The following is a 14,482-nucleotide window of genomic DNA, read 5'->3' as shown; positions in this document are numbered from 1 at the left end:
CAAAAAATCCGCGGAAGGCGGATTTTTGCTTTGGTTAATAATTCATTTTTCATTATGGATATAGACGGTTTAATAATCGAGGGAAAGGAATCGTTTCACGTACATGCTCGACGCCGCTGATCCATGCAACTGTTCTTTCAAGCCCAAGACCAAATCCGGAATGAGGCACTGAACCATATTGGCGAAGCTCCAGGTACCACTTGTAAGCATCCAGATCTAATTTATGTTCATCAATGCGCTGCTTAAGCAGGTCATAATCATGTATCCGCTCAGAGCCGCCGATGATTTCTCCATATCCTTCAGGTGCAATCAAGTCGGCACATAGTACAACATCTTCTCTTGAAGGATCCGGCTGCATATAGAAAGGCTTCAGTGAAGTTGGATAGTGCGTGATAAAGACTGGCTTATCATAGCTTTCTGCAATAGCTGTCTCATGGGGTGCTCCAAAGTCGTCTCCCCACTGAATGTCTTCAAAGCCTTTTTCCTGAAGAAACTTAATTGCTTCATCATACGTTATGCGCGGGAATGGAGCCGTAATTTTCTCAAGCTTCTCTGTATCACGGCCAAGTGTTTTAAGTTCAATTGAACAATTCTTAAGTACGGACTGAACAATATGAGCAACATATTCTTCCTGAACCTTCAAGTTTTCATCAAATTCACAAAAAGCCATTTCTGGCTCAATCATCCAAAATTCGATTAAATGCCGGCGAGTTTTGGATTTTTCAGCACGGAAGGTCGGCCCGAATGAAAATACTTTCCCAAGAGCCATTGCAGCTGCTTCCATATAAAGCTGACCGCTTTGTGATAAATAAGCATCTTCATCAAAATACTTTGTTGCAAAAAGTTCAGACGTGCCTTCCGGTGCGCTTCCCGTAAGAATTGGCGGGTCAACCTTGGAAAAACCTTGCTCATTGAAAAACTCATAAGTTGACCGGATAATTTCATTTCTGATCTTCATGACTGCATGCTGCCGGCGGGAGCGCAGCCATAAATGACGATTGTCCATCAGGAATTCAGTTCCATGTTCTTTTGGCGTAATAGGGTAATCGATAGCCTGATGAATAACTTCAAGGCCTGTTACAAGCATTTCAAATCCGAAAGGAGAACGCTCGTCCTTTTGAATCCTGCCCGTCACATATACGGAGGATTCCTGAGTAACTGATTTTGCACCTTGGAAGATTTCCTCCGGCACTTCCGCTTTTACTACAACACCTTGAATAAATCCAGTACCATCGCGCAGCTGCAAAAACGCAATCTTTCCGCTTGAACGCTTGTTGGCAATCCAGGCACCGATGGTAACTTCCTGATCAACATATTTATGAACTTGAGAAATTGTTGTTTTTATCAATTTATGTTCCCTCCAAAAAAATCTAAACAATCACTTCTTATGTATCGCTATATATTATACCTTCAAGCACATTGACAAGCAATAACAGTAAAATATTACACGCTCTAATTGGCCTGAAAACATGGAAGGAAGCCGGATACGATCCGGCTTTCCCGTTTTACTATTATTTTAAGTTCTTTTCAACAAATCCGTGCATCCGTTCCACTGCCTTTTCTAATAATTCAAGAGAAGTTGCATAGGATAAACGGATATTATCCGGAGCGCCAAAACCAGATCCAGGAATGACTGCAACCATCGCTTCCTCCAGAAGTGCCTCCACAAATTCATCGACACTCGTAAATCCGGTCATTTCTGCTGCCTTTTTTACATTAGGAAACAGGTAAAATGCTCCTTGAGGCTTTACACAGGTAAAGCCTGGAATACTGATTAATTTATCATAGATAACGTTTAATCGATGTTCGAATGCTTCTCTCATTTCTTCCAGTGTATCCTGCGGCCCGGCATATGCGGCGATCGAGCCATATTGTGCTGTTGTTGTCGGGTTGGATGTACTGTGGCTGGCAAGGTTGGTCATGGCTTTAATAATACTCTTATTGCCTGCAGCATATCCAATTCTCCAGCCTGTCATAGAATGGGATTTGGACACTCCGTTAATTATAATGGTTTGTTCCTTAAGCTCAGGTGAAAGCTCAGCTATCGAAGTATGCTGATTGCCGCCATATACCAGTTTTTCATAAATTTCATCAGAAATGATCAGTACATTATGCTTTAAACATACTTCTCCAAGCTCCTTTAATTCTTCCGCAGAATAAAGCATGCCAGTCGGGTTGCTAGGGGAGTTAATAATAACAGCCTTGGTTTTATCCGTTATGCTTTTGGCCAGCTGTTCCGGAGTGATTTTAAAATCATTTTCTTCTCTTCCCTCTGCATAAACAGGAACACCGCCTGCAAGTTTAACCTGTTCAGGATAGCTGACCCAATATGGGATCGGGATTATGACTTCATCCCCTTCATTCAGCAACACCTGGAACAGTGTATATAAGCCGTGCTTTGCCCCGTTGGTTACGATGATTTGTGAAGCATCATATTCAAGTCCCTGATCTTTTTTAAACTTGTTTGCGATTTCTTTCTTTAATGCTGGAAGACCTGCCGATGGTGTATATTTTGTATGTCCCTCATTCATGGATTTCACGGCAGCATCAATGATATGCTGTGGCGTATTAAAATCCGGCTCGCCTGCTCCCAATCCGATCACATCATGTCCCTGGGCCTTTAGCTCTTTTGCTTTAGCAGTGATTGCCAGAGTTGTTGATGGTGTTAATGCTTTTACTCTTCTTGCCAATTGAATCTCCATTGCTTGCTTCCTCCCGATTTCCTCCTGCACTGTGGCGGTGATTGCCTAAGGCTACAGGTTTTCAATTTTTTTAAGCCATTCTCCTGTTTTAAAATCTATATAATAATAATTTATTAAATTATTGCCGGAACGGTAATGAATTTCCCATAATGGAATATTTTTCTCCATGCCCAGCCGGACAGACATGATCTCAGCAGAATTTTTCTCCTGCTTAAGTCTGTTAATGGCTTCATTTTGGGAAATTCCATCAGATTGCTTCAGTGAGATGATTTTCCCCTTTTTTTCCGGAACCCACACATATATGCTTGTATCATCATGATCTTTGCCTTCGATCACATAGAAGGTCTCAGTCCCATGATATAAATTGAAATCTTCAGCTTCAGCAAGATCGGTTTCCTGTTTCGCCAGCTCAACTGCCTTTGATTCTGCTGCCCTCACCGGCTTCATGCTGTTTAAATATATGAAAGAGCCTGCTCCAATGCTTATGACAAGCAGAATAATGATACCCCATAATACTTTTTTCATGTCTCAATCACTCTTTTATGTACGATAAATCGTAAAAATCGCTTTATTTTGATCTTCCTGATCAAGCGCCAAACCGAACATCAAGTCTTTTTCTTTTAACGTTCTGTTCAGTGCATCAACAATTTTATACAGATCCGGGCTTTGCTGGATCTTCACGGTAGATAAAACCTCAATTTTGCTTTCCATTCTGGAATTCCTCCTCAGCCTCTACAATATTTGTAACTTATATACCCAACCGTTAGGGTTAAACTAATTCTACAAAGAAATAAATCTCAGTAACAGTATAACAGCAGAAATGATTAACTGGTATTAAAACAATAACAAATTTTCTTCTGGTCCACCACGTCATGCTGCGCCAAGAGCGCAGCTTTTTCGTTTCCTGCCTTTTCAAGGGGAAAGAATTAGCTGAGTGCAAATAATTAGCCGCAAAAAATTAATTGCCTTCACAAAATCTTCCCTGGGAATTTTTCGTGAAGGTTAATTTTCTGTTTATTGGAACTCCTCACCCTGGAAAATCGTGAATAACTCATAGTTAACATCTGTAAATTTGATGGTGATGGTTCCGTGCTTTCTTGTAAAATATACATCAACCCAGGCATCATTTAACAGTCGAAACAGATCCGTATCAGGTTTTATGGATGGTCTATAAAAAAGAATAGCGATCTGGGGATCCAGATGTTTGATCATCTCTTCTGATATAGAGCCATTCCCTCCAAATGCAGGAAGTTTAACAATATTAACATTCGATAACACTTTTCCCATAAGCAACTCTTTAGCTTCCGGACTTGTGGAGTTCATAAACAATATCCGATGTCTATCGAATGTAAAGGAAATATCCATTCCTTCCCCCAGGTCACTGCCTTCGTATAGAACTTCTGCATGTAATTCCGGAAAAAGCTGCTGCTTCGTATTCTGATTCCAGACATGAAAATCCAGATCACTTATTCCTTTCTCCGACTTCAGCTCTGAAACTGCAGATTCATCCGCTATAATTTCCCTTACCCCGAAGTTTTTGATAAGCCATTTAAGGTTTGCCTTATTATATAATTGCTCATCTGTCAGGATGACTGCTGAAATCTGGTTTACGCCATATAAATCAAGAAGCTTTTTTAATTCTCCCTCTGTTCCTTGCCCACCGGTGTTAATTAGGACTTTTTCATCATTTCCATGATGTATTAAGGCAGACTCGCCATCAGATAGAGAAAAAAACGTAAAAGCCAGTTCATCGCTTTTTAGTTTTAGGTCAATGCTTTCCACTTTAACTGGAACTGCCGGTGAATCTTTCGGTATGTAATACCAATTCGCAAACAGCAGCATAAAGGCGAACAGCACGTTCATCTTTCCATTCCTCCTACATTGAAACAAAAGCAGACTGAGGATTTATTAAAACCCAACAAATTTATAATGTGTTAATCATCTAAATTTATCCTGCTATAACAGACGTTTGTTCATCAAAAAAAGAATGAAAGTGAAAATACACGGAACGTTTATAGCCAATTATTAATCAAATCGACAATTTCATCAATATTGCTTTTCTCGACAGGAATGGGCGGAATGGAATCCAGGAATGCTTTTCCATATCTTGCGGTGATGATTCTCCGGTCGAATATCACGATTACACCCCTGTCTGTACTTGTTCTGATTAATCTCCCAACACCCTGCTTGAAGCGGATAATTGCCTCGGGCAATGAGTATTCGGAAAACGGGTTTTTTCCTTTGTTGGCAATTTGCTCATTTTTTGCCTGTGCCATCGGTTCATCAGGGGGTGAAAAAGGCAATCTTACGATTACAAGACAGGATAAATCCTCACCCGGGATATCCACACCTTCCCAAAAGCTGCTTGTCCCTAAGAGAATGGCTTTATCAAAACGCTGGAAATTTCTCGTTAGCCTTGATCTGCTCCCGCTTGTTACACCCTGTGCGATGATAGCATAGTCCTCCAGGAACCCTGATTCCTTGATAAGCTCATGGGTTCTCCTTAACATTTCATGCGAAGTGAAAAGAATCAGCATTCTTCCCTTTGCTGCTTCCGCAATTGAAATAATATGCTCGGTTATGGATGCCACATACTCCTCGAGCGGTACTGCATTAACTTCAGGCAAATCATCAGAAACCACTAGCTTAACCTGATTCTGATAATCAAAAGGAGATTGAATTTGCTTCAGAGTGCATTGCTGTTCCTCCAGCCCTAATTCCTTAACGATAAAACTGAAGGAATTTTTTACAGATAAAGTGGCAGATGTAATGACCGTACTTTCCTTTCGGCTGAAGAATTGATCATTAAGGTATTCAGAAACCGATACAGGCTGTGCATAAACCGTTGTGGCATTTTGTGCTGAGCGCGTATCCATTTCTACCCATACAACAAATTCCGCGGCCGGCAAATGAAAGATATGGTTTAAGTCTTCATTCATATCCCGCAAATCATCCAAAATAGAAGCCACTTCCTCCATTAATGCTTTTTCCTCAAGAGAGAGGGCCGATTTAATTGCTGAAACTGCGCATACACGACTGTCAATAGCCTGGATTAAATCTTTAAGCATAAATCCAAAACGTTCGGCACTCGCTAATACAGCCTTCGTTTCCTTATTGGCAGCACTTTTATTAAATCTTACTGAAATTCGATTTACGCTTTTTTTTGCTTTATTGTACTTTTTAGCATAAATCGCTATTACTCTGAACAATTCATCCATTTCATGGAGAATATCGGCTATTAATTGGTTGACTTCAAAAGAATGCATGAAATCATCCCGTGTCCCTGCTTTCTCTTCCACCAGCTTCTCAAGCTTATAATAGAGCTGTTTCTGTTCCATCATTCCAATTTGTCCAAGCATCAGCCGCACTGATAAATAATCCAGCTTGTTCCCGAAATGTTTCCCGGAAGCCTTAACAAAATGATGCCCCTCATCGATCACCACATGGCTGAATTCCGGCAAAATAGCATTACTTGCAGTAAGATCCGTTAAAAGCAGTGAATGATTTGTAATTATGATATCTGCCTTTTGTGCTTCCTTTCTTGCCCTCAGATAAAAATCTCTCGATATCCACGACTTATCCTGCAAAAAAGCTGTTTCATCATTCTTTATTCTGCTCCAGTAAATCATCCCGCCGCTTGACAGGTTTAATTCATCAATATCACCAGCGTCAGTCTCCAGGAGCCATACCAGAATCTGCATTTTGCTGAGGATTGTATCATAATTATCTTCATCATCTCTAAGCGTTTGAACGAACTTCGCAAGGCTGATATAGTGGCTTCTCCCCTTGAGCAAAACAGTTCTGAGCGGGAATGACAGCATTTTTTGCAGCAGTGGAACATCCTTAGAAAGCAGCTGCTCCTGCAGCTGTGTTGTATATGTACTGATAACGACAGTTCTGCCGCTCTCCTTTGCATGTAAAGCCGCCGGAACAAGGTATGCCAGGGATTTCCCAACACCAGTCCCTGCCTCTATTAATGCATGCTGTTTATTTCTAAAGGCTTCATAAACCGAATCCATCATGATAAACTGGCCTTGCCTTTTTTCATAGGAAGGGAAAGCTTTAATGAACAATGCCTGTTTTTCCCCATCACTGAAAGGAAAGCCCAAAAATCCGGGGCTTACAGATTCCTGTCGTTCCGTTCCTTTTTTTAAAGCAATTCCTCTGTGAACTTCAATATCATCAGCCAATTGTTCAATCTTACTTTCATTAATTAAAATGTGCTCGTCCAATAATATATCAAGATCACTCTTTAATCCTCCAGACAGCTTATGCAGCTGTTCTATGGTGGTATGAGGAAGGTTTTTAAGCTTGTTTAATAATATTAACAGGAGCTCAGCGGTAACATATGCATCGCTGTCTGCCTGATGGGGGCGTTCATGATTAAGGCCTTCCCGGAGAGCAAGGTCCGATAATTTGTAGCTATCTGCGGTGGGAAAAAGAATTCGGGCCATCTCCACTGTATCAAGAACTGGACCGTAAAACCCGTTATATCCCGCTTCAATCAATTCTTCCTGTAAAAAGGACAAATCAAACAAAACATTGTGAGCGACAAAATAGGCACCCTCGAGCAATGTCAGGACTTTAGGGGCAACCTCCGAAAATAGCGGAGCATCCTCGACCATTTCATCTGACAAGCCAGTCAGTTCTTCTATGAAAGGGGGAATAGATTGCTCCGGATTTATAAGGGAGGAGTATTGCTCTGTAATTTTTCCGTTTTCGATCACCACAGCAGCGAATTGTATTATTTTATCGCCTTTTTTCGGGGCGTTTCCGGTTGTTTCCAAATCCACTACAACATATTTATTACCCATGGCTAACACCTCATATTCAGTCATTCAAAAGGTATCATAAAAACGGAAAAAGAAAAAGGCAAATACTTTTCCCTCTTTATTTTCTTCCACCTGCTCAGGTCCCTTATTCACTGCCGATTATAAAAAAGAGCCGAAGCTCCATAAGAGTTCCGCTCTAATTAAAATACATTATAGCACTGTACTTTCCGGCTCTGCATGTATCATGTCAGCGATCCGATTGCTGCTGTCCATTATGGCTACCTTCGGTTCATGATAAGGGACCTTTTCATCCGGAACAAGAGCATAAGAAATGATAATGACAATATCGCCTTCCTGAACAAGACGTGCAGCTGCACCATTCACGCAGATTACTCCGCTGCCTCTTTTTCCTGGAATAATATAGGTTTCAAATCTTGCACCATTGTTATTATTGACGATTTGAACCTTTTCATTGGGTGCCATTCCAACAGCTTCAATAATGTCCGTATCAATAGTGATGCTGCCAACATAATTTAGATTGGCTTCTGTTACTGTTGCACGATGGATCTTGCCATTCATCATGGTGCGAAACATGCTGCCTTCCTCCCTTAGCTTTCTTTTTTCACTGATATTATTGCGTTATCTATTAAACGGGCCTTATTGAATTTAACGGCCATAGCGATAATGATCTTCTCTTCCAGAAGGGAGAGCTGTTTAAGATCAGGATAAGATAGAATTTCAATATAATCTATTTCCCCGCTTGTGTTTTTTTCAATAAATTCCCTGATGCTGCTAAGAACCCTCACGGAATCGTATTCCCCTTCAGCTATCAGAGCCTCCGCCATTTTAAGACTTTGATGGAGAGCAGCGGCCTGATCGCGTTCTTCCGGCAAAAGATGCACGTTCCGTGAGCTCTTAGCAAGACCATCTTCTTCCCTGACCGTCTGAACAGGGACAATCTCCACTGGAATATTAAAATCTCTTACAAGCCCGTCCACGACGGCCACCTGCTGGGCATCCTTCATCCCGAAATACACTTTATCCGGCTGAACAATGTTGAACAGTTTTATCAGGACAGTGGCAACCCCATCAAAATGTCCGGGACGTGATTTTCCGCATAAAACATCTGTCCGCTCCTGTACCTTAGCCGTTACCGACAATGCTGCAGGATACATATCATCTGCTGAAGGAAAGAAAATATAATCGCAGCCCTCTGTCTCTGCAAGGCTGCTGTCACGCTCGAAATCCCTTGGGTATGTCGCCAAATCTTCTGCAGGGCCAAATTGCAGCGGATTGACAAAGATACTGACCACTGTTACATCATTTTCTTTCCTGGCATTCCTTAATAACGAAAGATGACCTTCATGCAAATAGCCCATTGTCGGGACAAAACCGATTGCTTTTCCTTCCTTCTTAAGCTGTAAAGCAATCCTTTGCATTTCTCTTATATCAGTAATCGTTCTCATGCTTTTCCTCCATACAGAAACAGCAGCTCTTCCTCTTTCATCCTGAAAGAATGGGAATCATCAGGGAATGCTCCATTCTTCACTTCATCGGTATACTTAGTAAGGCTGTCGCCGATTATCGGGTTCAGGTTTTCATACTGTTTCACGAACTTTGGAACACGATCTACACCGTATCCTAATACATCATGGTACACAAGGACCTGTCCATCTGTATCCTTGCCTGCCCCGATGCCAATGACTGGAATCATTAATTCCTCCGTGATCTGCTTTGCCAGCTGTTTTGGAACACACTCAAGGACAAGAGCAAAGGCTCCGGCTCTCTCACATTCCCTGGCATCATCAATCAGCTTTCTGGCTGCTTCAGCGTTTTTTCCCTGAACCTTATAGCCTCCCAGGACGCCAACGGATTGTGGTGTCAGGCCAAGGTGGGCAACAACTGGAATGCCAGCTTTTGTTAACGCCCTGATTTGTTGTGCGACTTCATCACCGCCTTCAAGCTTAACAGCATGTGCACCAGTCTCCTGAATGAGTCTTGCTCCATTTAAGAGTGTATCTTTCACGGACAAATGATAGCTCATAAACGGCATGTCAATCACAATGAATGTATGTTGTGCCCCCCGTTTAACAGCTTTTCCGTGATGAATCATATCCTCCATCGTAACAGGAACGGTTGAATCATAGCCCAGCACTACCATACCAAGCGAATCCCCCACAAGTATCATGTCCACATTGGCTTTTTCAGCCTGTTTGGCGGCAGGAAAATCATAGGCGGTCAGCATTACAATTTTCTCATCATTTTCCTTCATTTTTGAAAAGTCTGTTGTTTGCTTCATCATTCGTCCTCCTTATGCAGGAAGAGGCAATAAAACTATAATGAGTTATAAAAAACAGAACATTAAAAAAACCCTTCTGATGGCAGAAGGATTTTGCAATAGCTCATATATCAGTTCATCCCTCTGTCCCGGTCCATTTTTTGGATCTAGGCAGATATATTATTTTTGTGTTTCCTTAAAATAGGTGCAGTTCTGTTAAGGATACTGCCCATAAAAAGTATATCAAAAATGCAAATGAGTTGGCTATAAAAACTTTCAGGCCAGCATTCTATACATCCAGCTCAATGTCTGCAGAATATACGTGATGGACTTTCCCGCTGCTGTCTTCAATCATCAGGACCCCATCCTCGGTTATGCCAAGGGCCTTGCCATATATGCTTCCGGTAATCGTTCTTGCAGTAAGATTTTTGCCAATGCTGACCGCATAACTTTCCCATAAAAGCTTAATCGGATAAAAGCCCTTCTCTAAATAAAGTTTATACAGGTTTTCCAATTTGCCAAGCAGGATCTTAATCAGCTTAGCTCTTGAAAGCTTTTCGCCTTTTTCAATGGATAATGAAGTGGCAATTTCTTTAAGCTCATCGGGATAATCATCAAGCTGCTGGTTAACGTTGATGCCAATTCCAATGATAATCGAAATAATCCGATCGGCATCCGCCTGCAGTTCTGTCAGAATTCCTGTAACCTTTTTCCCGTTCATCAAAATATCATTCGGCCATTTAATTTGCGGTGTTAAATCTGTCAGCTCTTCAATTGCCTGTACAACAGCCACTGCTGTAATCAGCGTAAGCTGCGGTGCTTTCGGAGGTGGAATGTTCGGCCTTAGAATTACACTCATCCATATGCCTGTTGATTTTGGAGAATGCCATCTCCTGTCCATTCTTCCCCTGCCTGACAGCTGTTCTTCCGCAATGACGACCGTTCCTTCCTGCGCACCCTCGTATGCAAGGCGATGGGCAATCTTCTGAGTTGAATCAACACTTTCTTCATGATGAATCTGGCGTCCAAGTGTTTCAGTCTGCAAACCAAGCCTGATTTCATCAGGAGTAACTTTTTCAGGTGTTTTTGTTATCCGATAACCTTTTCTTCTGACCGCTTCCAATTCAAAGCCTTCTCTCCTCAGCTCTTCAATATGCTTCCACACAGCCGTTCTTGAACAGCCAATCAGGTCAGCTAAATACTGGCCTGAAAGGTATTCCTCATTGCTTTTCGTAAAAGCATCAATCAATTTGTTCCTGATTACTGATTGCACTTTATGAGCCACTCCCTTATGGATTCATTGCTATTATTCAATTCGCCGCGCAAGACTGCTTTTTCGGTTTTTTCAAGCTCCGCTTTAATCCAGGGACCAGGAGGTTTGCCAAACCAATCCATCAGCTGATCTCCAGTAAGCTGAAGATCGCTTCTTTCTTTAATCGGCAGAGAATTATATTGACTCAGCAGGCTATCTGTTCCCCTGCTTGAGTCCTCATGCAAGATTACGTTGCGCACCCGTTCCGCGTTCAGGAACTTGTCCCCTGCCTGATAAAGGGAATAGGCCTCCCAGTGGTTTTTGGCCCTGTACCGGATCCAGCTGATAATCGACACTATCTTTTTTGTTCTCTTTACAGGCAGTTTCCAGTTCTTCAGAAAAGCTTCAGCCTGTGACTCGTCCAACTTAAAAATACACGCAAGAAAGGCCCACATTTCATCTCCTGTCAGATCTGCTCCATTATAATTTTCTGCTTCTTTTAATTCCTGTTGGAAGCCTGACATTTTTGGCAGACAATTAGACAATCCTGTTTCCGCAATTACCTTTAGAGCTTTCATCCTGCCCGTTCCCGCTAATAGCTTTTCGAACTCTGCCAGCTTTCTTTCCACTGCTATGTTTTCAAGTAAATGTGACAGGGATGCCAAAGCATCATAAGTGTTTTTATCAATCTCAAATGCCAGCTGGCTGAAAAAGCGGACTGCTCTCATCATTCGAAGGGCATCTTCAGTAAATCTCTCAGCAGGCTTGCCTACAGTGCAAATTTTTTTTTCCTCTATAGCGCCCCTGCCATTAAAAGGATCGATAAGCAGCCCTTCTTTATCCATGGCAATCGCGTTCATCGTAAAATCTCTTCTTTTCAAATCCTCTTCCAGTGATCTGATAAATTGCACTTCTGAAGGCCGCCGAAAATCCAGGTATTCAGCCTCTGTTCGGAAGGTTGTAATTTCATAGGGTATGCCATGATATAGAACCACCACAGTGCCATGCTCAATACCCACATCAAGTGTTCTTGAGAATATGGTTTTTACTTCTTCAGGGGTAGCCGAAGTAGCAATATCGACGTCTGCAATTTCTTTTCCAAGAATATAATCCCTGACAGAGCCTCCTACAAAATAGGCCTCAAAACCTGCAGCTTCTAACTTCTCGAGCACAGGAACTGCCTTTGCAAAAGCTTCATTCATCAAAGGTCACCTTTTTCCAGAAGTTCATAATAAAGCTCTTCATATTGAATGACAATGCGGGCTGCGCTGAACCTGTCTTTTGCATGCGAAATGGATTGTGAAGAAAACCTGTCAAGCAGTTTCTCATCAGTAAGCAATTTAATTGCTTTTAGCGAGATATTAGTTATATCACCCAAAGTGCAAATATATCCGGTCTCACCATCGCTGATTACTTCGGGAATTCCACCGACATCTGTGCCGATGCATGGCACTCCGCATGCCATTGCCTCAAGAGCAACCAGTCCAAAGCTTTCCTTTTCCGATAATAAGAGCATTAAATCACTGATGCTGTAAAGCTCCTCCACATTATCCTGCTTTCCCAAAAACAAGACCCTGTCTTTAAGCTTCAGATCATTCACCAGCCGGCATATAACGCTCATTTCCGGTCCGTCTCCTACTAGCAGCAGCTTTGAAGGAACTTCTTCAGTTATTTTTGCAAAGGCTTTAATAACATCCGGCACCCGCTTTACACTGCGAAAATTAGATACATGGATGATCACCTTTTCACCAGGGGTTATGCCATATTCATCTTTAAGGTAAAGAGAATCAGTTTTCCTGTATATTCTTTCATCTATAAAGTTATAAACCGCTCTTATGGACTTATCAGGTTTGATCAGGTCATAAGTTTGTGATATCAACGCATTGGAAACAGCTGTGACTCCATCAGACTTTTCGATTCCAAAACGGATCGCATCTGTAAGCGATGGGTCGTACCCGAGAACTGTAATATCAGTTCCATGAAGTGTGGTAACAATCTTGATATCTGTTCCGCTCATCTGTTTTGCCAAAATCGCGCAAACTGCATGGGGAATCGCATAATGCACGTGAAGGAGATCAAGGCCCTCACGTTTTATCACTTCCGCCATTTTACTTGCAAGCGCGATATCGTAAGGAGCATATTGAAATACGGAGTATTGATTTACATCCACCTGATGATAAAAAATATTAGGGTACATCCTTTTCAGCCTAAAAGGGAGACTTGATGATATAAAATGTATTTCATGGCCTTTTTCAGCCAGCATTTTCCCCAGTTCTGTAGCAACAACACCTGACCCTCCCACCGTGGGATAGCAAGTGATACCTATTTTTAACTTTTTTCTCATATTTCTCCACCAAATATATCCATATTTACCAGTAAGGGATTATTAACTTTAAAAGCTTCAGCATACTGAACCCCTGCCTGTTTTCCAAATAGGCTTTCCCTCGCTGCAACAGTTTCAATATAACCGTTGACTAGCGGTGTATCAAATGAACCCTGGCTTCTTGTAAATTGACTTTGATAGGACTCGAGACCTGCAATTTTTTTATCCATAAAAGAGGAGATATCGATCAGGAAGTCAGGCTTATGGAAGCCATTTATCATGTAAAAGTGCAGGCTTTTCACCTTATGCGGGGCATAATTGCCGCCTGTTTCATATTTCTTGATTCCTGCTGAAAAGACTGCTTCTTCTACCAGGCGGGCACAATGCCCATGGTCTGGATGCCTGTCTTCCATATATGGCGCAAACACAAGAGCAGGCCTATATTTACGGATCATTTCAGCAATCTTTTTTATGTATTCCTGATTATAAAATAAGCCCCTGTCAGGCAGATTAAGATTCTCCCGCACACTAACCCCCAGAATATCAGCTGCCTTCAGTGATTCCTCTTTACGGATTTCAACCGTCCCATTAGAAGAAAGCTCAGCCCGGGTCAAGTCACATATTCCAATCTTTTTTCCGATTGAGGCAAATTTGGCAATTGTGCCGCCCATGCCAATTTCAACATCATCAGCATGCGCACCAAATGCCAGAATGTCAATATTATCCAGGCTCATTCATGTCACCTTTTTCACTTACAATATTCCTCCATGATAAATCATTGCGTTCCAGTCCTTTAATAATAATTTCAGCAGTGCCCATATTAGTCGCCAATGGGACGGCATATACATCACAGAGGCGCACCAAAGCTGAAACATCTGGCTCATGAGGCTGAACAGTCAGAGGGTCTCTGAAGAAAAATACAACATCCATTTTATTGTTGGCAATTAAAGCACCAATTTCCTGGTCCCCGCCAAGTGGCCCTGATTGAAAACGATGAATGGAAAGGCCTGTTTCTTTCATGATGCGTGAACCGGTTGTTCCGGTAGCATGAAGGGCATGATCAGCAAGAATTGATTTATAGGCGATCGCAAATCTAACAATATCATCCTTTTTCTTATCATGGGCAATTAAGGCAATATTCATGTCGGCACCCCT

General features: G+C 41.9%; 14 protein-coding genes. All 14 read right to left on the bottom strand.

The features are described 5' to 3' along the window. Positions 1-52: 52 nt before the first annotated feature. Positions 53-1,345 carry an asparagine--tRNA ligase gene (gene asnS / locus PBF_RS12730; protein ID WP_152539679.1) on the bottom strand — a complete coding sequence of 431 codons (1,293 nt, stop codon included), beginning with the start codon at positions 1,343-1,345 and terminating at the stop codon, positions 53-55. Between the two features lie 166 nt (positions 1,346-1,511). Continuing rightward, the gene (locus PBF_RS12725) at positions 1,512-2,696 is read right to left on the bottom strand and encodes a pyridoxal phosphate-dependent aminotransferase (RefSeq protein ID WP_035330235.1); all 1,185 of its coding nucleotides are present in this window, start codon (positions 2,694-2,696) and stop codon (positions 1,512-1,514) included. Between the two features lie 57 nt (positions 2,697-2,753). Beyond that, complete coding sequence (locus PBF_RS12720) at positions 2,754-3,227, bottom strand: DUF5590 domain-containing protein (RefSeq protein WP_035330182.1); 474 nt, start codon at positions 3,225-3,227, stop codon at positions 2,754-2,756. Positions 3,228-3,242: 15 nt separating this feature from the next. Continuing rightward, on the bottom strand, positions 3,243-3,413 hold the full coding sequence (locus PBF_RS25185) for a YpmA family protein (RefSeq protein WP_009332715.1): 171 nt from the start codon (positions 3,411-3,413) through the stop codon (positions 3,243-3,245). A 303-nt stretch (positions 3,414-3,716) separates the two neighbouring features. Then, positions 3,717-4,565 (bottom strand): ATP-dependent DNA helicase, encoded by an 849-nt coding sequence (locus tag PBF_RS12715; protein ID WP_035330181.1) that lies wholly within the window; start codon positions 4,563-4,565, stop codon positions 3,717-3,719. 149 nt (positions 4,566-4,714) lie between these two features. Beyond that, positions 4,715-7,516, bottom strand: a complete 2,802-nt coding sequence (gene dinG, locus PBF_RS12710; RefSeq protein WP_035330180.1) for an ATP-dependent DNA helicase DinG — start codon at positions 7,514-7,516, stop codon at positions 4,715-4,717. A 168-nt stretch (positions 7,517-7,684) separates the two neighbouring features. Next, a complete protein-coding gene (gene panD, locus PBF_RS12705) occupies positions 7,685-8,068 on the bottom strand; it encodes an aspartate 1-decarboxylase (RefSeq protein ID WP_035330178.1) in 384 nt (127 codons plus the stop codon). A gap of 14 nt (positions 8,069-8,082) precedes the next feature. Continuing rightward, entirely contained in the window at positions 8,083-8,940 is an 858-nt protein-coding gene (gene panC / locus PBF_RS12700; protein ID WP_035330174.1) for a pantoate--beta-alanine ligase, read from the bottom strand. Continuing rightward, positions 8,937-9,773 carry a 3-methyl-2-oxobutanoate hydroxymethyltransferase gene (panB, locus tag PBF_RS12695; protein WP_035330172.1) on the bottom strand — a complete coding sequence of 279 codons (837 nt, stop codon included), beginning with the start codon at positions 9,771-9,773 and terminating at the stop codon, positions 8,937-8,939. Before panB ends, panC begins: the two co-directional genes overlap by 4 nt. A gap of 268 nt (positions 9,774-10,041) precedes the next feature. Beyond that, positions 10,042-11,025 carry a biotin--[acetyl-CoA-carboxylase] ligase gene (locus PBF_RS12690; RefSeq protein ID WP_081757276.1) on the bottom strand — a complete coding sequence of 328 codons (984 nt, stop codon included), beginning with the start codon at positions 11,023-11,025 and terminating at the stop codon, positions 10,042-10,044. Continuing rightward, positions 11,013-12,206 (bottom strand): CCA tRNA nucleotidyltransferase, encoded by a 1,194-nt coding sequence (locus PBF_RS12685; protein ID WP_035330170.1) that lies wholly within the window; start codon positions 12,204-12,206, stop codon positions 11,013-11,015. The genes PBF_RS12690 and PBF_RS12685 overlap by 13 nt, the downstream gene beginning before the upstream one ends. Next, a complete protein-coding gene (bshA, locus tag PBF_RS12680) occupies positions 12,206-13,348 on the bottom strand; it encodes an N-acetyl-alpha-D-glucosaminyl L-malate synthase BshA (RefSeq protein ID WP_035330168.1) in 1,143 nt (380 codons plus the stop codon). Before bshA ends, PBF_RS12685 begins: the two co-directional genes overlap by 1 nt. Then, positions 13,345-14,061, bottom strand: coding sequence for a bacillithiol biosynthesis deacetylase BshB1 (gene bshB1 / locus PBF_RS12675; RefSeq protein WP_035330166.1), 717 nt, complete (start codon positions 14,059-14,061; stop codon positions 13,345-13,347). The genes bshA and bshB1 overlap by 4 nt, the downstream gene beginning before the upstream one ends. Then, positions 14,048-14,470, bottom strand: coding sequence for a methylglyoxal synthase (mgsA, locus tag PBF_RS12670; RefSeq protein WP_035330164.1), 423 nt, complete (start codon positions 14,468-14,470; stop codon positions 14,048-14,050). Before mgsA ends, bshB1 begins: the two co-directional genes overlap by 14 nt. Positions 14,471-14,482: the final 12 nt, after the last annotated feature.

Origin of the sequence: Cytobacillus firmus DS1, from assembly GCF_000565285.1 — a bacterium.
In the GTDB taxonomy this organism is placed as follows: domain Bacteria; phylum Bacillota; class Bacilli; order Bacillales; family Cytobacillaceae; genus Cytobacillus; species Cytobacillus firmus_A.
Note: the sequence above shows the minus strand (reverse complement) of the source record. Positions and strands in the feature narration are given on the sequence as shown.

Excerpts from the sequence above, each read along its gene's own strand:
- PBF_RS12720 (WP_035330182.1), bottom strand. The coding sequence starts at position 3,227 with ATGAAAAAAGTATTATGGGGTATCATTATTCTGCTTGTCATAAGCATT.
- PBF_RS25185 (WP_009332715.1), bottom strand. The coding sequence starts at position 3,413 with ATGGAAAGCAAAATTGAGGTTTTATCTACCGTGAAGATCCAGCAAAGC.
- PBF_RS12715 (WP_035330181.1), bottom strand. The coding sequence starts at position 4,565 with ATGAACGTGCTGTTCGCCTTTATGCTGCTGTTTGCGAATTGGTATTAC.
- dinG (WP_035330180.1), bottom strand. The coding sequence starts at position 7,516 with ATGGGTAATAAATATGTTGTAGTGGATTTGGAAACAACCGGAAACGCC.
- panD (WP_035330178.1), bottom strand. The coding sequence starts at position 8,068 with ATGTTTCGCACCATGATGAATGGCAAGATCCATCGTGCAACAGTAACA.
- panC (WP_035330174.1), bottom strand. The coding sequence starts at position 8,940 with ATGAGAACGATTACTGATATAAGAGAAATGCAAAGGATTGCTTTACAG.
- panB (WP_035330172.1), bottom strand. The coding sequence starts at position 9,773 with ATGAAGCAAACAACAGACTTTTCAAAAATGAAGGAAAATGATGAGAAA.
- PBF_RS12685 (WP_035330170.1), bottom strand. The coding sequence starts at position 12,206 with ATGAATGAAGCTTTTGCAAAGGCAGTTCCTGTGCTCGAGAAGTTAGAA.
- bshA (WP_035330168.1), bottom strand. The coding sequence starts at position 13,348 with ATGAGAAAAAAGTTAAAAATAGGTATCACTTGCTATCCCACGGTGGGA.
- bshB1 (WP_035330166.1), bottom strand. The coding sequence starts at position 14,061 with ATGAGCCTGGATAATATTGACATTCTGGCATTTGGTGCGCATGCTGAT.
- mgsA (WP_035330164.1), bottom strand. The coding sequence starts at position 14,470 with ATGAATATTGCCTTAATTGCCCATGATAAGAAAAAGGATGATATTGTT.